Raw genomic sequence first — 19126 nt, forward strand, 5'->3', positions numbered from 1 at the left:
GTTTGACGGCTATTTGATTGAAGCATGGCAACGGTTTACCGGGGCGGCGGAAAGGCCCGTGATTACTGACATTGCGCGATTTACCTGTTTGACGGCTGTTTGATCAGACGACCGAACGAACGCTTCCCCTGGTTGGGAATGAGCCTTCGGGGCCGCATAGGGGTTATGGATGTTATGGGAGTGTTTGCTCCCATAAAGGCCGGATTAAAAGGAGTGGCCTGTGGGTTGGGAATTGGAAGATGTCGAGAAGCCTTTCGTCGCGCAGCTTCAGGGGCTGGGCTGGACGCCTCTAGAAGGCAGCCTCGACGACCCGGCACTGACCGGGCGTGGCAGCTTCTCCGAGGTGATACAGGAGGCGCTGCTGCGTGACCAGCTGCGCACGCTCAACCTGCACAACGGCCAACCCTGGCTGGATGATGAGCGATTGTCCGAGGCGGTTGCGGCCATTACCCGCTTGGGTACAGCGAAACTCATGGAAGCCAACCAGAAAGCCACCGAGCTGCTGCTCAAGGGCATCACTGTCGATGGCCTGTCGGGCTGGGATAGCGGGCGTGGGCAGACCATCCAGTACATCGACTGGGATAACCCGGCAAACAACCGCTTCAGCGTGGTCAACCAGTACCGGGTGAACTGCCCCGCCGGCTACGACAGTGGCAAGAAGTTCATCGTCCCGGATCTGGTGTTGCTGGTGAACGGTATCCCGCTGGTGGTGGTGGAGTGCAAGAGCCCTTCCATCCCCGAGCCACTGGCCGAGGCGGTGGACCAGCTGCGGCGCTACAGCAACCAGCGCAAGGCGGACGCTGAGGTCGAGCACAACGAGGGCAACGAGACGCTGTTCGCCAGCGTACAGCTGCTGATTGCCAGCAGCTTCGACGAAGCTCGCGTCGGCTGCATCGGCGCGGGCTTCGCCCATTACGCGCAGTGGAAAACGGTGGTCGGCCCGGATGGCAGCGGCAGCGAGCAGGCTGTCGCCGAGGCTCTGGGCAAGGCCAAGTTGTCCGAGCAGGAGCGCCTGGTCGCGGGGATGTTGTCGCCGGCGCATCTGCTCGATCTGATCCGCCACTTCATGCTGTTCATGCAGGCGGGCGGGCAGACCATCAAGACGGTGTGCCGTTACCAGCAGTACCGCGCAGTGAACCATGCAATCAGCCGCCTAAAGCGCGGACAGACCCGCGCACAGCACGGCGAGAGCGACCAGCGCGGCGGCATCGTCTGGCACACCCAGGGCTCGGGCAAGAGCCTGACCATGGTCTTTCTGGTGCGCAAGATGCGTACCGATGAACAGCTGCGGCGCTTCAAGGTGATCGTGGTCACCGACCGTAAGGATCTGCAGAGCCAGTTGGCCGCCACCGCCACCTTGAGCGGCGAGGCGCCGGAAGTCGCCGCGAACATCGCGGGCGTGAAGGCCCTGGCGCGACGCAAGGGACCGGGGCTGGTATTCGCCACCATCCAGAAGTACCGCAACCCCGAGCTGGAAGAAGAAGCCTCCGGTGCCGTAGAGATCGGTGAGACCAACCCGACTGCCAAGGCGGCTGAAACACGCGCTCCCTACCAGGGGAACAAGCCGTTTGAGGTGCTCAACACCGATGAGAGCATTCTGGTGCTGGTGGACGAGGCGCACCGCACCCAGGCGGGCGATCTGCACGCGAACCTGCTGGCCGGCCTCCCCAATTGCGCACGCATCGGCTTTACCGGCACGCCGATCATCATGGGCGACAAGAAGCGCACCCATGAGATTTTCGGTGCCTTTATCGACAAGTACACCATCCGCGAGGCCGAGGCCGACGGGGCCACGGTTCCCGTGCTGTACGAGGGGCGCACCGCACAGGGCGCGGTGAAGGACGGGGCGAGCCTCGATGAGCTGTTCGAGGATTTGTTCCGCGAGCACAGCCAGGAAGAACTGGAACTCATCAAGAAAAAATACGCCACCAAGGGCCATATCTTCGACGCCCCGGCGCTGATTGCCGACAAGGCGCGGGACATCATCCGACACTACGTCACCAACATCCTGCCCAACGGCTACAAGGCCCAAGTGGTGGCCTACAGCCGAATTGCGGCGGTGCGTTATTACCATGCGCTGCAGGCCGCCCGCGACGAGTTGCTGGCCGAGGCCGACGCCCTGCCGGCGACCGACAAGGCACTCGACGACGAAGCCCTGTGCCAACGCCCGCCGAAGGTACAGGCGAGCGTCCAGGCCTGGCGCTATCGCGAGACGCTGCAAGCGCTGGAGTTCGCGCCGATCATTTCCGGGACCAATAACGATCCCTCCGAATGGAAGGTGTGGACCGATGGCGCCAGGCATGAACAGCTGATCAAGCGCTTCAAGAAGCCGCTGCACCATGAGCAGCCGGGCAAGGCCGATTCGCTGGCATTCCTGATCGTCAAATCCATGCTGCTGACCGGTTTCGATGCGCCCATTGAAGGCGTGATGTACCTCGACCGCCCGATCAAGGAGGCCGAGCTGCTGCAGGCCATCGCTCGGGTCAACCGTACCGGCTTCGGCAAGCGTTGCGGCATCGTGGTGGATTACTACGGAGTCGCCAATCACCTGCAAGAAGCCCTGGCTGCTTACGCCGACGAGGATATCGAGGGCGCGCTGACCAGCATCAAGGATGAGGTGCCGGTATTGCGTGATCGGCATCTTCGCGTGGTCGATGTGCTACGTCGTCAGGACATCGAAAACCTGGAAGATACTGAAGCCTGCATTGCCGCTCTGGCGGAGGAGAAAGTACGGGCTGAGTTCACGGTGAAACTCAAGGCGTTTCTTGCCTCCCTGGATACCGTTTTGCCGCGTCCCGAAGGCCTGCCGTTCGTCAAGGATGCCAAGCGCCTAGCCTATATCCATGCCCGTGCACGCAGCCGTTACAAGGACCTGCCGCAGTTGGGCAAGGATGTCGGCGTCAAGGTCCGCAAGCTGATCGACGATCATGTCATCTCGTTGGGCATCGACCCGAAGATTCCGCCGATCCAGCTGACCGATGCCAATTTCGAAAAGGAGCTGTCGCGCAGCGCCAACGACCGCGCCAAGGCCTCTGAAATGGAGCACGCCATTCGCTCGCATGTGCGCAAGCATGCCGACGAAGACCCGGTGCTGTACCGCAAGCTCTCCGAGCGCCTGAACGAGCTGCTCAAATCCCTGGGTGAACAATGGGATCATCTGGTAGCGCAGATGCAGAAGATCATCGACGAGCTGCGCAGCGGCCAGTTGAGCGATGAGAGCACTCCGCTGGATGTGCCGGAGCACTACGCGCCGTTTCTGCGCACGCTGCTGGATGTGGTGTGCGCCGAGCGGGATGCGCAACCCGCCGAGCTGCTGCGGCTGAAGGATGTCACGGTGGAGCTGGTTGATCTGCTGGTTGATGAGCTGCAAAGCCACCGCGACATCTGGAGCCCGCGCAAACGCTCCGCCCAAGAAGAACTGGCCGGGCAGTTGTTCGATCACTTGATGCGCCTGCGCCCGCCCTTGGTCGATACCGACACGGCGGGCGTGCTGGCAGACCGAATGCTGGATCAGGCGCGCGCCAATCACGACAGGTTGATGCGCGTGTGAACAGCCAGACACTGACCGTGGGCGACCTGCAGTTGTCGCTGCGCCGCAGTACGCGGCGCAAAACCCTACAGATCACCGTCGAGCGCGATGGGGCGCTGATTCTCTCCAGCCCGCCGGACGTGGATGAACAAACTCTGCGGGAGTTTGTGACGGAAAAAACCTTCTGGATTTACTCGCGCCTGGCGGAGAAGGAGCGCCTGCAGCGGGCTATCCCTACCAAGGAGTATGTGGATGGTGAGGGCTTTCTCTATCTGGGGCGCAGTTATCGTCTGAAGTTGGTGGACGAGCAGGCTGTACCCCTGAAGCTGACCGCCGGTCGCTTCCGTCTACTGCGCAGCGAACTGCCACGCGCCCGCGAACATTTCATTCGCTGGTACAGCGAACACGCCCGCGACTGGCTGGCGGTACGCGTAAAGAGCCACCAGGCACGCATGGAAGTAACACCCGTCGGCGTTCGGGTGCAGGACCTAGGCTATCGCTGGGGATCATGCGGAAAAGGCGCAGTGCTGTACTTCCACTGGAAAACCATCCTGCTGCCAAAACACATCGCCGAGTACGTGGTAGTGCATGAAATGGTGCACCTGCTCGAACCCCACCACACCCCGGAATTTTGGCTACGTCTGGAGCGCGCGATGCCGAACTATGGGCAACGCAAGGCTTGGCTGGCTGAGCACGGCATTGAGGTTGAGGGAGTTTGAATCTCTTCTCCTGGATGGGAAAGCTTTTCCCTACCAGGGTTAAGGTCCGGACATTTTGCCAAAATTAGGAAGCCTTCTTCAGAGTTTCCCTAGAGAAACATGTGTTGACTGAAAGAATGATCAGCTTAATTACTTAAATGTAATTTCAATGTAACCCTGCTAATAATTTACCAGGTGTATATTCCCTGCATCACTTTTGAAGCAGGAGCTTAAGATGAAATTCTTTAAGATTATGGCAGCAATATCATTTATGGCCGCAACCTCATTTGCCATGGCCGAAGGTAGCTCAGACCGGGTCTATGGCAAAATAATTCGCGCGAATGAAAAGGCCATGCAGGAATACGCCTTGTCAATCGGAAAGAACCCTCCCAAAGTAGTCAATTATCGTTATGGAATGAAGCTGGATATTGTAAAGGTTATTCGTATGACACGGACTGACATAGCCTGCAATGATGTGGTGCCAGTCCAGATGACCTATGAAGACTCCAATGGCGACTTGAATATTCTTGAATATCGAGTTATCGGAACCAACTGTCAGGGATAAGGCGCATTGTGTCTTGGTATACCCACGAACTAACCGTCGCTCACAGACGGCTTCCCCCCTCTAAGTAGGGCTTTTCCCATTATTGCGATTACTGTTGATCTGCCTGGCATCGATACAAACACTGCCGTCCAACTCAATTTCAAGTGTCGAGTGAATGACTTTGAATTGCTCATAAAGCGCGCGCTTTAATTCAGTCTTCACTCGTTCAATGTCAGGCAGGCTCACCTTTTTTATGACGACATGTGCTTCCAGAGCAGTTGTATGCTCGGCGATCTCCCAAATGTGCACATGATGCACGCTCTCTACGCCGTTCGTACGCTCCATGATACTGACTACATCAGCAATGGAAATTCCTTCTGGAGCGCCTTCCATTAACAAGTGAATGGTTTTAGGTAGCAGGCTAAAGCCCTGCCAGAGTACGTAGCCGGCAATCATTAGTGTCAGTACAGTATCCGTCCAGTACCACCCATACAGAAGAATCAATGTCCCGGCGATAACAACGCCGACGGAGGCCAGTGCATCCGACACATTGTGCAAGAATGCCGCCTTTATATTCATACTGTCCTTAGACATCGTGTAGGTGAGTATTGCTGTGGCGATATCTACGATCAAGGCTATCCCCGCCACAACGACCACCGTCCAACCTTCAATGGGTTGCGGGGCAAACAACCGACCCATAGCCTCGTAAATGAGGTAGAGGCCGACGATAATCAGCGTGACCAAGTTGATCAAGGCCGCGATGGTTTCGCTGCGTCGGTAGCCAAAGGTCTTAAAAGCATCTGGCGGCCTGCGACCGATCTTACGTGCGATGAGCGCAATAACCAAGGATGCGGCATCGCTTAAATTATGTAGCGCGTCAGCTATGAGCGATAAGCTACCAGAAAGTATTCCGCCCACTATTTGTGCCAGTGTTAATGTAGCATTAACGCCAATGGCAGCGATTAGACGCTTATCACCTATGGTTTCGGTGTTATGGTTATGTTCGTGGCCCATTGTTTTCTATCCACTCCTTGAAAAGCTAACAAAAAGATTTTTGGGCAGGAAGCCAAAAGGCCGCCCATAACGCGAAATAGATAATACTAGCGCCTTTACAGGCTGACACGGAAACAGCCTCCAAATCATCGACAGAAATCCGACCATCTCACCCGAACTCGTGCGTTATTTCTCAAATATTCCGATAACTAGCCGATCATGGCCTGAACATGACAGCTTTGCAATCTTTCGATCATTTTAGTGTTCAAGCTGCACAGCGGAATATAACATTTCAATAATGTAATGCTTTGCTCACGCTGCCGTTATCTTCAGTCAGACAAAATCACTTCGAACTGTAGAACTCACCGGAAAGGCTCATCAAGCCACTTTGAACTTAGCGAGGCGCCCTATGAATCTGTTGAAAGCCATTGTTGTTGGATCGATAATTTTCGGCTCTGCATTATCATATGCAGGAGATGGCTACAATCGCTCAATTAAATTTAATGAAAAGTTCCGTGCAGACCAAAAGCGAATTCACGGAGCCGAGTCTGCTGAAAAGAAACCAGACGAGCTAAAAATTAAAAATACTCGGCAGGACCAAAGCATTACGCAAAACAAGAAAGAAACCAAAACTGACTAGCCTTTTCATTCCGGACGGCGTTCGCCTCTGGAAGCTTCCGAATCCCGTTGGTAAAGCTGTATTTCAAGCGCCTTTCGAGGCGCTTTTTTTGCTTCACGACAACTTGCCCGTTAGTCGTTACCAGTGCACTGGAACGACAACTCTCGCAGTGAACCCTTATTCAGGACGGAACATGGTCATAAAGAAGGCCAGGCATCAAGCCTGGCCTTCTTATACAAGAACCAATATCAGTTCGCGTCCTCATCCTCTTCGTTGCGTTTCATGCGGCGCTGCAGGGCCGTGTAATAGAGCGCAGGCAATACCAGCAGCGTGAGCGCCGTCGAGGACAGGATGCCGCCAATAACCACCGTCGCCAGTGGTCGTTGCACCTCTGCACCGGTTCCGGTGGCCAACGCCATCGGGACGAAGCCGAGCGACGCTACCAATGCTGTCATCAGGACTGGACGCAATCGCACCAGTGCGCCTTCATGCACAGCCTCGGATAAAGGCCGACCTTCCTCTAGCAGCCCACGAATAAAAGCAATCATCACGAGTCCGTTGAGCACTGCCACCCCCGACAATGCGATGAACCCGACGCCAGCCGAAATCGAGAGAGGAATGTCTCTCAGCCAGAGCGCAAGAATGCCTCCGGTAAGCGCGAACGGAATGCCAGTGAACACAACTAGACCATCGCGCAACGTATTAAACATCATGAACAGCAGCACAAAGACCAGCAGCAAGGCGAGTGGGACGACCAACTGCAGGCGCTGGGCGGCAGCCTGCAGCTGCTCGAACTGCCCACCCCAGGTCGTCCAGTAACCGGGCGGTACCGGGTTTCGTTCAGCGATTGCCGCAGACGCATCTTGAACGAAACTGCCAATGTCACGTCCCCGAACATTGGCGCTGACCACTACCAGACGTTTGCCATCCTCACGACTGATCTGGTTCGGTCCCAGCACGAATTCCAGCGTGGCAACTTCAGCCAGTGGAATGAAGTCGATTCGGTCGCTGGCTGCACCCGCCACCGCCGGTACCGGAATCGGCAGGTGAGCCAGCACATCCGGATCGGCGCGCAGCGTATCGGACAGTCGAACAACGATATCGAAACGGCGATCGCCTTCAAAGAAGGTTCCGGCCTCCCGCCCGCCGATTGCGGCGGCGACGGTATCCTGCACATCCCCGATGTTGAGTCCGAAGCGCGCCGCCTTGTCGCGATCTACATTGACGCTGAGTAACGGGAGGCCCGTCGTCTGCTCCACCTTCACTTCGGACGCGCCTGGTACGTCCTGTAGTATCGCCGCGATGCCATCAGCCGTTTTGTTGAGAACATCCATATCGTCCCCAAATACCTTAACGGCGACATCGCTGCGGATACCGGAAATCAGCTCGTTAAAGCGTAATTGGATCGGCTGAGACATCTCATAGTTGCTGCCCGGCACCGATGCGGCCGCTTTCTGGATGTCTTCAATGAGCTGCTCACGGGATTTGTTCGGATCTGGCCACTCTTCCTTGGGCTTGAGCATCACATAGCTGTCCGAGATATTCGGCGGCATCGGGTCTGCCGCGATCTCGGCGGTGCCGGTTCGAGCAAATGTACGCTCGACCTCCGGTACTTGCTCCGCAATTGCCTTTTCCAGCCGCTGCTGCATGTCCACCGATTGGGAGAGGCTGGTACCTGGGACGCGCAGCGCTTGGAGTGCGAAATCACCCTCGCTGAGGCTTGGAATGAACTCGCTACCCATTCGCATGACCAGCAGGGCTGACAGCAGCACGCTCGCGACGGCGCCACTGAATACCAACGTGCGGTGCTGCATGACCCAGTCGAGCACCGGTGCATAACCATTGCGCGCCGCACGCATCAGGCGGTTGTCCTTCTCCTTCACCTTGCCGGTGACAAAAAGCGCAATGGCGGCCGGCACGAACGTGACCGAAAGAATCATGGCACCCAACAGTGCGATCACTACTGTGAATGCCATGGGGTGGAACATCTTCCCCTCGACACCAGTGAGCGCAAAGATTGGGAGGTAGACGACCATAATGATGAGCTGGCCATAGATGAGCGGGCGTCGTGCTTCTTTTGCCGCAGCGAACACCTCGTGGAAACGCTCGGTGCGGGTCAAAATCCTGCCATGCTTTTCCTGGGCATGGGCAAGCCGGCGGATGGCGTTTTCGACGATCACCACCGCACCGTCAACAATGATGCCGAAGTCGAGCGCCCCTAGGCTCATGAGGTTGGCACTGACTTTGTTGGTGGCCATGCCGGTAAAGGTGAACAGCATGGACAGCGGGATGACCATCGCCGTAATCAGGGCCGCACGCAGATTACCGAGGAACAGAAAGAGCACAGCGATAACCAGGATCGCGCCTTCGATCAGGTTTTTGCGAACCGTGGCGATGGCCTTGTCCACCAGGTCGGTCCGATCGTAAACCGTTATCGCGCTTATGCCTTCGGGCAGGTTCTGGTTGATGGTCTCCAAGCGCTGTGCAACGGCCTGCGATACGCTACGGCTGTTCTCTCCCACCAGCATGAAGGCCGTCCCAAGGACCACCTCGCGCCCATTGTCGGTGGCCGCCCCTGAACGCAGCTCACGACCAATCCCCACTTCGGCGATATCGCGAACCCGCACGGGCGCACCGCCTGCGTTGCTCAGAACGATATTGCCAATATCCTCGGGGGAGCCGAGTTGGCCTGGCGTACGGATCGACAATTGTTCACCGTTACGCTCGATGAAGCCGGCACCGACGTTGGCATTGTTCCGCTCGAGCGCAACGACGAGTTGTTCCAGGGTGATTCGGTAAGCGGCCATGCGCTTCGGATCGGGCGCGACCTGATATTCTTTAGCGAAGCCGCCGATCGTGTTGATCTCCGCAACGCCTCGAACGTTTCGCAGCTGCGGCTTGATGATCCAATCCTGGATTTCGCGCAGGTCCGTCGGCGTGTAGGGTTGACCATCAGGACGGCGCGCTTCGGGCTCGGCCTCTACCGTCCAGAGGAAGATTTCCCCCAGACCCGTAGAGATGGGGCCGAGGGTGACCTCCACACGCGGCGGAAGCTCATTGCGTGCGGCCTGCAGCCGCTCACTCACAAGTTGCCGAGCGAAATAGAGATCGGTGCCATCCTCAAAAATCACGGTGATCTGAGCGAACCCGGAGCGCGACAATGAACGTGTCTGGCGCAGGTGGGGCAAGCCGGCCATCGCCGTCTCTATGGGAAAAGTAACGCGTTGCTCGGTTTCGAGCGGCGACGCGCCTGGGACCGCGGCGTTTATTTGGACCTGGACGTTGGTGATGTCGGGCACAGCGTCGATGGGCAAGCGCTGGTAGCTATAAACCCCGACGCCAGCCATGCCCAAGACCGCGAGCAGCACTAGCCAGCGCTGCTCGATGGCGAAGCGAAGAATGCGTTCGAACATGAGTTAGGTATCCGAAGAATCAGTGAACGTGCTCGGCGGAGCCTTTGCCGAGTTCGGATTTCAGGATGAAGCTGCCAGCAGTCGCGATTTCCTGACCGGCCTGCAATCCGTCACGAATTTCCACACGGTTTTCATCACGCTCGCCCAGCGAGACCGGTTGCGCCTGGAAGCCGTGCGGCGTGCGAATGAAAACGGTCGGCGCGTTCTCCACGGTCTGAACCGCCTCGACTGGAACCGTAATCGGAGCACTACGCCCATCGGCGCTTACTCGGACCGTCACGAAAAGACCGGGACGCCAAGCCCCATCGGGATTGGCCAACGTCACGCGGGCTGTCGCTGCACGCGTCTGTTCGCCCAGCAGGCTGCCCACATGGGCGACCTTGCCCATCGTCCTTACCCCTAGCTCGCCTGCGACAACTTCAACCTCTCGGCCTACGGTCACGCGCATCAGTTCACGCGCAGGCACGCTGAACGTGGCCCAAACCCGCGACAAATCAGTCAGTGTGAACACGCTGGTCGTTTCATCGACACGTTCGCCCAGCACGATATGTTTCTCGACGACGACTGCATCGAAAGGTGCACGCAGCTCGTAGCGGTTGCCCACACCGGTGCCACTTCCACCACCCAGCGCCTGTGTTTTTTCCTGAGCATTACGCAAGGCGATCTCTGCTTCGCGCAAGCTCTGCTGGGCCTGCAGATAGTCCTGCTCTGCAGAGATACGCTCCTGCCATAGGGTGCGCTCACGCTCGAACAAGATGCGAGCCAACCGGAGACGCTGCTCGGCGGCGGCCAGCTCACTACGCTGCTCGGACAGCTGCTGGCTGGCAATAACTGCGAGCAACTGGCCCTTCTTGACCTGATCACCCAGGTTGACCGAAACCTCTTCGACAACGCCTGCCACACGGGGCACGACATGTGCGGTACGGTCTTCGTCGAAACGCAGTTCGCCCGGCAGGGAAACAGACGAGCCGATCTCAGCCGGTCCGGCTTTGCTCAGTTGAATGCCAGCGGCACGTATCTGCGCCTCGGAAAGCTCAATCTCACCCTCGGCGTGCGCTTCTTCGCCGTGCTCGTCCTTCTCGCCGCCGTGATTGCCTTCGTCACCATGGCCGTGTCCATCACTTTCAGCGTCATGACCGTCTTCGTCGCCATGGGCATCGTCGGATTTCTCATGACCGTTTTCACCATCCTCGTGCGCATGGCCATCCTCGGCGTGCTCCGCCTTGTTATTGCTGGCCTGTGCGTCAAGAACGAAACCTTGTCTGACGCCAACACCGGTCAGCAGTACCAAAGCGATCGCTAGAGCGATTCCCGTCTGTTTTTTCATGCAAGCTCCTCACCGCCAATACGTAATGGAGGCGTTTCGGTCATTCGAAGGTAGTGGTAGGTCCGTACAGCCGCTCAATACGCGCCCAGGCGTCAACCACGGCTTGCAATGACTGCAGATAGCGCGTGCGCGCATCGATCAGCGCACGCTGTGCATCGAGCACATCCAGGAATGCGAAGCGGCCCAGACTGAAGCCACGTGTGGCCGCCTCTACGGTTCGCTGTCCTGCCGGGAGTATTCGGTTGCGTATCTCCTCGACGTCCGCACGTGCGGTGCGCCAGTCGCGCAGGGCCTGCTGGATCTCTCCACGAACGCGCAGCTCGGCAGCATTGCGAAGATCACGCGCCTGATCCGCTCGTCGTGCGGCAGCGAGGACATTGCCCTGGTTACGGTCGAACAAAGGCAACGGAACAGAGAGGCCGACGAGGTTGACGCGCTCACGCTCGATCTCCTCGTACTGACTGCCGATACTGAGGCTTATGTTCGGGTAGCGCTGGCTGCGCTCAAGCCCCAGTTCGGCTTCACTCAAGGCCACTTGGCGCAGAGCTCTGCGCATATCGGCACTCTCGCGCACGCGTGCCAGTAATGCAGATTCGCTAGGCACATCTGGCAGGTGCTCGAAACTGCCCATCAATTCGCCGAATTCCGGTGCGTCGGACCCGAGCAGGCGCGCCAGCATCTGACGAGCGTTGTCCCATTCCTGTCCCGCACGTCGCAGGTCTAACTGCACGGTTGCAAGTTGCATGTCGGCGCGCGCCGCCTCTACCGGCGAAACTTTGCCGGCATCAACCTGTGCGGCGGCGACCTTCGCGCCCCGCTCGGCCAGTGACAGAGAGGCCTCCGCCAGTCGCATTCCTTCTTGGGCACGCAAGGCGGCGAAGAATGCCTGGATCACGTCTGCACGCAACCCTTGGCGCCGGACTTCGAGATCGGCATCCACCATCGAGCGATTGGCTTCCGCGACATCAATTCGAGCGCCGCGCTTGCCCCCTAACTCGATTGGCTGGGTAATCGTAATGGCACGTGTCTGGCGATCGGCACGGGTATCTTCCACTTCAAACCCTAATTCCGGGTTCGGGATGACTCCAGCTTGACGGCGCAGACCGTTTGCGATGCCGATCTCTGACCGCGCTGCGGAAAATTCCGGGTTGCGTTCATACGCAAGGGACACGGCACGCTCCAGTGTCAGGCTCTCTTGCGCGCCCACCTGGAGCGACATTAACGCCAGCCCGAGCCCAAGCAGCCCGCTAGCAAGCAGATACAAACGTTTCTTTTGGTACATACGTAACACTGCAACGCAGTGCCCCCTTCGTCGATAGCGTTTCCTCAGCCGCGTTAAACCGGCCAGATAGCTGATAGCTAAGCGACGTGACTTTAATTAAGCGCGGATATCGGCCGGGTGACCACGACATTACAAGTTTGTAATCCAGGGAATATCTGCGATTGCACCGCTCGAGATTACGAGATTGTCATTTACCGCTAATCCTGCGGTCATTTACAGGGGAAGATCATCGCCCGGCACGAAAACAAAAAGGCGAAATGACCAGTAGATTACAAATTCGCAAGATGGTCCCCAGAGCTTTTACCGCGCTAAAGTACTTTCCGCTTCCCTAGGCGGATCCTGCCGCATTCGCCTGTTATGCGCGGGCCAAGTTGCTTTCCTCTTGACCTTATAGTTACCACATGGATTATTCGGGGTTCCGCTTACCACGCACCTCCTTGCCGAGTTACCTGAAAACATGCGCATCCTGGTTGTAGAAGACGAGAACAAAGCTGCCGAATACCTGCAGCAGGGCCTTGTCGAGTCTGGTTACATGGTCGATCGAGCGAGTGATGGGCTCGATGGATTTCACCTAGCACTGCAGAACGACTATGACGTCGTGCTGCTGGATGTGAATCTGCCAACCATGGATGGGTGGGAGGTGCTCGAACTCATCAGGCGACGTAAGCAGACACGCGTCATCATGCTGACGGCCAATAGCCGCCTAGAGCAGAAAGTCCGCGGCTTGGAATCGGGCGCCGACGACTACCTGGTCAAGCCGTTCCAGTTTCCCGAGTTGCTTGCTCGTATCCGGACACTGTTGCGGCGAGGCGAGGCTGTCGCACTCCCGAGCAACCTGCGTGTCGCCGACCTCGAACTGGACCCAGGCCGGCATCGAGCTTACCGGAGCGGTCAGCGTATCGACCTCACCAGCAAGGAGTTCGCCTTGCTTCATCTGCTTATGCGTCGGACCGGGGAGGTCCTGACGCGTACCGAAATCACCGCTTTGGTCTGGGACATCAACTTCGACTGCGATACCAACGTGGTGGATGTTGCGATTCGTCGCCTGCGGATGAAGGTGGACGAACCCTTCGGAGAGCGCCTGATACACACCGTCCGGGGTGTTGGTTACGTGCTGGAGGCTAGAGCTTGAAGCCACTCAGCTTAGCATCGCGTCTCGCGCTCCAAATCACACTGACGGGCGCCGCTTTGGTCGCGCTGCTGATTGCGCTGAGCTACTGGGTACTTGTACGCCAATTGGAATTTCGCGCCCAAGAGGAAGTCACGACCAAGCTCTCGCAGATCGATCATGGGCTGCTAGAAGATGCCCGCATGGGCCGTTCCTGGCAACACGCATTGAGCGATGCGGTACTCGGACATGACGATCTCTCGATTACCGTCATCGGCGATACGGCGAAATCACCCATTTTCAGTATCGGCCGGTTCGCTAATGCGCCCGAACAGCTGGACCTGATGAGCAGGGAGGGCGACTACCTGGGCTGGACCACGAAAAATGGCGTGCAGATGCTAACCGGGCGTAAGCGAATCCAGGTTCCGGGCCTGGATCCAATGGTACTTCTGCTCTCGCAAGATCGCAGCGCCGATCAACGGCTGATGGCTGCGTTCCTGCGCTCGGCTTTAGTGACTGTGCCGATGCTGCTGATATTGATCGGTTTAGTCGGATGGCTAGTTGCGCACAACGGTTTGCGACCGCTGCGCAAGTTTCGAGCCTTGGCGACTAAGGTGTCGACACAAGACCTATCGCCCCGAATCCGTAGCGATCGGCTTCCACAAGAGCTCCAGGCATTGGCGCACAGCCTTAACGTAATGCTTCATCGACTCGATGACGGCGTTCAGCAGCTTTCACAATTCTCGGACGATGCAGCCCATGAGTTGAAAACTCCGCTGAACAACCTGATAGGCAAGGCGCAGGTGACTTTGGTACGTGAGCGAAGCAAAGAACAGTATCGTGAAGTGCTCGAATCGTCGGTCGAAGAGCTTGAACGCATGGATCGAATCGTGTCAGACATGCTATTTCTCGCCCAGACCAGCCACGCCAGTCCAGCACTGATGTTCGAAGAGTTCTCCTTGGGAAGCGAGACGAGGCGCGTCTGTGATTACTTCGAAGTCATCGCCGAAGAAGCAGGAGTCGCCACGACGGTAACGGGCGATGCCATTATTTTAGGAAATCGGCTTATGGTCCAACGGGCCATTTCCAATCTGTTGTCCAACGCGTTGCGGCATTCAAACACTGGCAGTACGGTCGAACTGAAGATTCTCGAGAAGGGCGTAGACATCATTTCGCTGGCTGTTACTAATCATGGTACGACTATCGAATCGGACCATCTCCCACATCTGTTCGACCGCTTCTACCGCGTGAACGGCATACAACCTCGTGGGGCAGGCTTGGGGCTAGCGATTGTTCGTTCAGTGATGAACCTCCACAAAGGCCACGTGACCGCCGCCAGCAAAGGCGGCCAGACCACGTTCGAACTGACTTTCCCTCGGCACGCCTGAGCCGAAGGGTCCGTCAGCGGCCTACGCCTTCCCCCGCGCAGCGCACCGCGCTTGCGGTTGTCCACCAACACGCCCGTCAGGCCTTTCTGCTGTGTATCGAACAACACCAGCACGCCATCGATGCATTGCGCGATCTGCGGTGCAGGCTTGAGCGAAATCCGGTAATCCTCGCCCGGGATGATCTTGAGCATGGTGTAGTCCGCCAGCAGCAACGCATCCTGGGGCTTGGCGATATGCAGGTAACCGTAATACCAAAGCACCCCGACAGTAGCGGCGACAGTGCCCATGGCGGTGATGATCAGCGGGATGGCATTGCGTTCAGACATGTCTTGAGGGCTCACAGAATATTGGCGTAGTCAGCCTCGATCCGATCGAGGCTCAGGTGATTGAGGAAGTTGGAGAAGCACATCCAGGCCGAAAGCGCGTTGAGGTCCTGGAACTGCTGCGGCAGGTAACGTGGCGGTGCGACCATGCCTTCATCAACCAACTGGCGCAGTGTGCGCATGTCTTCCAGGGTGGTCTTGCCGCAAAACAGCAGCGGGATGTGCTCAAGCTTGCCCTGCCGCACCGCCAGCTGGATGTAGTTGTAGACCATGATGAAACCCTTCAGGTAGGACAAATCCTTGGTGAAGGGCAGGCCGTTGGGCAGCGAGCCACGGAACACGCGGTTGGCGTTGCTGTAGCACTCGTCCTCGTCGTAGCCCTGCTCGCGGAAGAAGCCGAACACGTCGAGGAAGTCCGCGCCCTCCTCGGCCATGTGAATGGCGCGGGTACGGTTGGTGAGCTTGCGCAGACGGGTCGGATAGGAGGCGAAGGCAATCACTTCCATCAGGATCGCCAGGCCCTCCTGGGTCACGGTAGAGGACGGCGGGCCCTTGGCCAAAAAGGTGCAGATCGGCTGGTTCTGGCCGTTTAGCGTGGTGCCGACATGCACCAGCCCCTCATGCACTTCCAGGGCACGCACGTCGCGCTCGTTGAATATCGCATCGCTGCGGATCTTGATGTAGTCGGCGCCGGCTGCCGCATCGGCGAGAATGCCGTCGGATTCGAACACCCGAATCACGCCCTCGCCTTCACCGAATACCGGGTCCAGACGGCGTTGCAGCATCTCCACCGCCTGCGGCGCGGTGAGCGTCTTGGGCTCGTCCTTGAGGTCGCTGCGGTCGTCGATGTTGTTCAGGTAGTCCGACTGTAGTGGCAAGCGGCGATGATGTTTCTTTACCCTGCCGGGAAATAATTGATTTGAGTCGCTATACGTTTCTATACAGTTCTATACGTTTGCGTACCCTGAACGCGCCATGCGCGATTACACCCAGCGCAAGAGAGCTCGCCGGCCGAGCATGGCATCGAGGTGGAGGGGGTTTGAAGCTCTTCCCCTGGATGGAAAGCTTTTCCCTACCGGGGATAACGTCTTATGGCGGTGTCCGCAGGTACTCGTACAGGGTGGCGCGGCTGATACCGAACTCACGGGCCAGGGCGGCTTTCGGTTCGCGGGCTTCAACACGACGCCGCAACTCTTCGATCCGGCTTTCGCTCAGTGCTTTTTTTCTCCCCCGATAAACACCGCGCTGTTTCGCCAGAGAAATTCCCTCTCGCTGCCGTTCACGAATCAACGCCCGCTCGAATTCCGCAAACGCCCCCATGACCGATAGCAGCAGATTGGCCATCGGCGAGTCCTCCCCGGTGAAGGCCAGCGATTCTTTCACAAACTCGATCCGCACTCCCCGCCCGGTGAGCTGCTGCACCATGCGCCGCAAGTCATCGAGATTACGTGCCAGACGATCCATGCTGTGAACCACCAGGGTGTCGCCCTCGCGGACGTAGTTGAGCAACGCTTCAAGCTGCGGGCGCTGCGTGTCCTTGCCAGACGCCTTGTCGATGAACACCTTGCCGACCGGAACGCCTTCAAGCTGTCGATCCGGGTTCTGGTCGAGCGTACTGACCCGTATGTAACCAATCCGTTGCCCGTGCATGCCGTCTCTCAGCGAAATGTGTATAGCTGAGATTCTAAAGGCAGCCAGACAGATGCCAAATTATTGAAAAACCGACCCTATCTGGACAGGTTGGGGCTGGGTTTCGGGGTGTCTGGTTGGGGTATAGGTCAGATGGTCACCGGGTGGCAGCTATCGGCCATCAGCGGACGCAGGGAGGACTTTCCGCAACCGGCCGTTCGATGCGGCACCGATGGCCTTCGCGCAGGGGTAGTGAATCCGCCAGGATTGACTTGCGCTGCCCTACCTCTCACTAGTGAGGGGCGGCAGCGCATCAAGCGGTGAGCGCACTCCGGCACCGCCAACTTTCAGCACATGCGTGTAAATCATCGTCGTAGAGACGTCGGAATGGCCGAGCAGATCCTGCACGGTTCGAATGTCGTAACCGCTGCGGAGCAAGGCCGTCGCGAACGAGTGGCGGAGGGTGTGCGGTGTGGCGGGCTTCGTGATGCCTGCTTGTTCTACGGCACGTTTGAAGGCGCGCTGAAAGGTCTGGTCATACATGTGATGGCGACGCACGACACCGCTCCGTGGATCGGTCGAATGCGTGTGCTGCGCAAAAACCCAGAACCACGGCCAGGAATGCCCGGCGCGCGGATACTTCCGCTCAAGGGCGTCGGGAAGCGCAACGCCGCTGCGGCCCTCGGCCTGGTCCTTCAGCCACCATGCCCGTGCACGCGACAGCTGCTCGCGCAGGCTGGGTGCCAAGCTCTCGGGTAACATCAAGGCCCGATCCTTGGAGCCCTTGCCCTCCCGCACGATGATCGTGCCGTGATCGAAATCCAGATCCTTGACCCGCAGTTGCAAACCCTCACTGATCCGCATGCCCGTTCCATACAGAAGCTGGGCGAACAAACGATGCTCGCCTTCCAGAAAACCGAGGATGCGAACCACTTCATCCGGGGTCAGCACCACCGGCAAGCGCCGCGACGGCCGAGGTCTTCCGATCTCCTGAAGCCAGGGCAGATCCGTGCACAGCACCTTGCCGTAGAAGAACAGCAAGGCCGCCAATGCCTGACGATGCGTGGAGACCGAAACCTTGCGCTCGTTCGCCAGCCAGGACAGAAATGCCTCGACTTCGCTGCTGCCCAAGGTTGCCGGGTGACGCACACCGTGGAAACGGATGAAGGCACGAACCCAGTGGACATAAGCCTGTTCGGTTCGTAAGCTGTAATGCAAGTAGCGTATGCGCTCACGCAACTGGTCCAGAACCTTGACCGAACGCAGCGGTGGTAACGGCGCAGTGGCGGTTTTCATGGCTTGTTATGACTGTTTTTTTGTACAGTCTATGCCTCGGGCATCCAAGCAGCAAGCGCGTTACGCCGTGGGTCGATGTTTGATGTTATGGAGCAGCAACGATGTTACGCAGCAGGGCAGTCGCCCTAAAACAAAGTTAAACATCATGAGGGAAGTGGTGATCGCCGAAGTATCGACTCAACTATCAGAGGTAGTTGGCGTCATCGAGCGCCATCTCGAACCGACGTTGCTGGCCGTACATTTGTACGGCTCCGCAGTGGATGGCGGCCTGAAGCCACACAGTGATATTGATTTGCTGGTTACGGTGACCGTAAGGCTTGATGAAACAACGCGGCGAGCTTTGATCAACGACCTTTTGGAAACTTCGGCTTCCCCTGGAGAGAGCGAGATTCTCCGCGCTGTAGAAGTCACCATTGTTGTGCACGACGACATCATTCCGTGGCGTTATCCAGCTAAGCGCGAACTGCAATTTGGAGAATGGCAGCGCAATGACATTCTTGCAGGTATCTTCGAGCCAGCCACGATCGACATTGATCTGGCTATCTTGCTGACAAAAGCAAGAGAACATAGCGTTGCCTTGGTAGGTCCAGCGGCGGAGGAACTCTTTGATCCGGTTCCTGAACAGGATCTATTTGAGGCGCTAAATGAAACCTTAACGCTATGGAACTCGCCGCCCGACTGGGCTGGCGATGAGCGAAATGTAGTGCTTACGTTGTCCCGCATTTGGTACAGCGCAGTAACCGGCAAAATCGCGCCGAAGGATGTCGCTGCCGACTGGGCAATGGAGCGCCTGCCGGCCCAGTATCAGCCCGTCATACTTGAAGCTAGACAGGCTTATCTTGGACAAGAAGAAGATCGCTTGGCCTCGCGCGCAGATCAGTTGGAAGAATTTGTTCACTACGTGAAAGGCGAGATCACCAAGGTAGTCGGCAAATAATGTCTAACAATTCGTTCAAGCCGACGCCGCTTCGCGGCGC

The 19126-nt window shown here is 57.8% G+C and carries 13 protein-coding genes and 2 pseudogenes; 7 read left to right on the forward strand and 8 right to left on the reverse strand.

Annotated elements, in window-relative coordinates; translation table 11 throughout:
- Positions 1-220: 220 nt before the first annotated feature.
- The 3 genes from BN1079_RS11085 (at position 221) to BN1079_RS11095 (ending at position 4792) form a co-directional block, all read left to right on the forward strand.
- The gene (locus tag BN1079_RS11085; protein ID WP_037024373.1) at positions 221-3550 is read left to right on the forward strand and encodes a type I restriction endonuclease subunit R; all 3330 of its coding nucleotides are present in this window, start codon (positions 221-223) and stop codon (positions 3548-3550) included.
- Positions 3547-4248 (forward strand): M48 family metallopeptidase, encoded by a 702-nt coding sequence (locus BN1079_RS11090; RefSeq protein ID WP_037024374.1) that lies wholly within the window; start codon positions 3547-3549, stop codon positions 4246-4248. The genes BN1079_RS11085 and BN1079_RS11090 overlap by 4 nt, the downstream gene beginning before the upstream one ends.
- A 214-nt stretch (positions 4249-4462) precedes the next feature.
- Positions 4463-4792 carry a DUF2790 domain-containing protein gene (locus tag BN1079_RS11095; RefSeq protein ID WP_037024376.1) on the forward strand — a complete coding sequence of 110 codons (330 nt, stop codon included), beginning with the start codon at positions 4463-4465 and terminating at the stop codon, positions 4790-4792.
- A gap of 60 nt (positions 4793-4852) precedes the next feature.
- Here the strand turns inward: BN1079_RS11095 and BN1079_RS11100 are convergent, their stop codons facing one another.
- The gene (locus BN1079_RS11100) at positions 4853-5785 is read right to left on the reverse strand and encodes a cation diffusion facilitator family transporter (protein WP_037024377.1); all 933 of its coding nucleotides are present in this window, start codon (positions 5783-5785) and stop codon (positions 4853-4855) included.
- A gap of 388 nt (positions 5786-6173) precedes the next feature.
- Here BN1079_RS11100 and BN1079_RS17385 point away from each other — a divergent pair, with 388 nt between their 5' ends.
- Positions 6174-6404, forward strand: a complete 231-nt coding sequence (locus BN1079_RS17385; RefSeq protein WP_074436837.1) for a hypothetical protein — start codon at positions 6174-6176, stop codon at positions 6402-6404.
- A gap of 227 nt (positions 6405-6631) precedes the next feature.
- Here the strand turns inward: BN1079_RS17385 and BN1079_RS11105 are convergent, their stop codons facing one another.
- From BN1079_RS11105 to BN1079_RS11115, 3 genes are read right to left on the reverse strand one after another with little or no spacing between them, the layout of a single operon-like run.
- Positions 6632-9796, reverse strand: coding sequence for a CusA/CzcA family heavy metal efflux RND transporter (locus BN1079_RS11105; RefSeq protein WP_037024378.1), 3165 nt, complete (start codon positions 9794-9796; stop codon positions 6632-6634).
- 19 nt (positions 9797-9815) lie between these two features.
- Positions 9816-11123, reverse strand: coding sequence for an efflux RND transporter periplasmic adaptor subunit (locus BN1079_RS11110; RefSeq protein ID WP_037024381.1), 1308 nt, complete (start codon positions 11121-11123; stop codon positions 9816-9818).
- A 40-nt stretch (positions 11124-11163) separates the two neighbouring features.
- A complete protein-coding gene (locus BN1079_RS11115; RefSeq protein WP_037024384.1) occupies positions 11164-12405 on the reverse strand; it encodes a TolC family protein in 1242 nt (413 codons plus the stop codon).
- Between the two features lie 457 nt (positions 12406-12862).
- Between BN1079_RS11115 and BN1079_RS11120 the strand changes: the two genes are divergently transcribed.
- Complete coding sequence (locus tag BN1079_RS11120) at positions 12863-13537, forward strand: heavy metal response regulator transcription factor (protein WP_037024386.1); 675 nt, start codon at positions 12863-12865, stop codon at positions 13535-13537.
- A complete protein-coding gene (locus tag BN1079_RS11125; RefSeq protein WP_037024389.1) occupies positions 13534-14901 on the forward strand; it encodes a heavy metal sensor histidine kinase in 1368 nt (455 codons plus the stop codon). Before BN1079_RS11120 ends, BN1079_RS11125 begins: the two co-directional genes overlap by 4 nt.
- A 13-nt stretch (positions 14902-14914) precedes the next feature.
- Here the strand turns inward: BN1079_RS11125 and BN1079_RS17390 are convergent.
- The 4 genes and pseudogenes from BN1079_RS17390 to intI1 form a co-directional block, all read right to left on the reverse strand.
- Positions 14915-15227 (reverse strand): annotated as a pseudogene (locus BN1079_RS17390) (hypothetical protein).
- A gap of 11 nt (positions 15228-15238) precedes the next feature.
- Positions 15239-16090: pseudogene (locus tag BN1079_RS11130) on the reverse strand (flavohemoglobin expression-modulating QEGLA motif protein); the annotation flags it as partial.
- 223 nt (positions 16091-16313) lie between these two features.
- Positions 16314-16874, reverse strand: coding sequence for a recombinase family protein (locus tag BN1079_RS11135; RefSeq protein ID WP_037024392.1), 561 nt, complete (start codon positions 16872-16874; stop codon positions 16314-16316).
- 261 nt (positions 16875-17135) lie between these two features.
- Entirely contained in the window at positions 17136-18149 is a 1014-nt protein-coding gene (gene intI1 / locus BN1079_RS11140; protein WP_000845048.1) for a class 1 integron integrase IntI1, read from the reverse strand.
- 145 nt (positions 18150-18294) lie between these two features.
- Here intI1 and aadA1 point away from each other — a divergent pair, with 145 nt between their 5' ends.
- On the forward strand, positions 18295-19086 hold the full coding sequence (gene aadA1 / locus BN1079_RS11145) for an ANT(3'')-Ia family aminoglycoside nucleotidyltransferase AadA1 (RefSeq protein ID WP_001209508.1): 792 nt from the start codon (positions 18295-18297) through the stop codon (positions 19084-19086).
- The last annotated feature ends 40 nt before the right edge of the window (positions 19087-19126 follow it).

It is taken from the genome of Pseudomonas saudiphocaensis (assembly GCF_000756775.1).
GTDB classification, from domain to species: Bacteria; Pseudomonadota; Gammaproteobacteria; order Pseudomonadales; family Pseudomonadaceae; genus Stutzerimonas; species Stutzerimonas saudiphocaensis.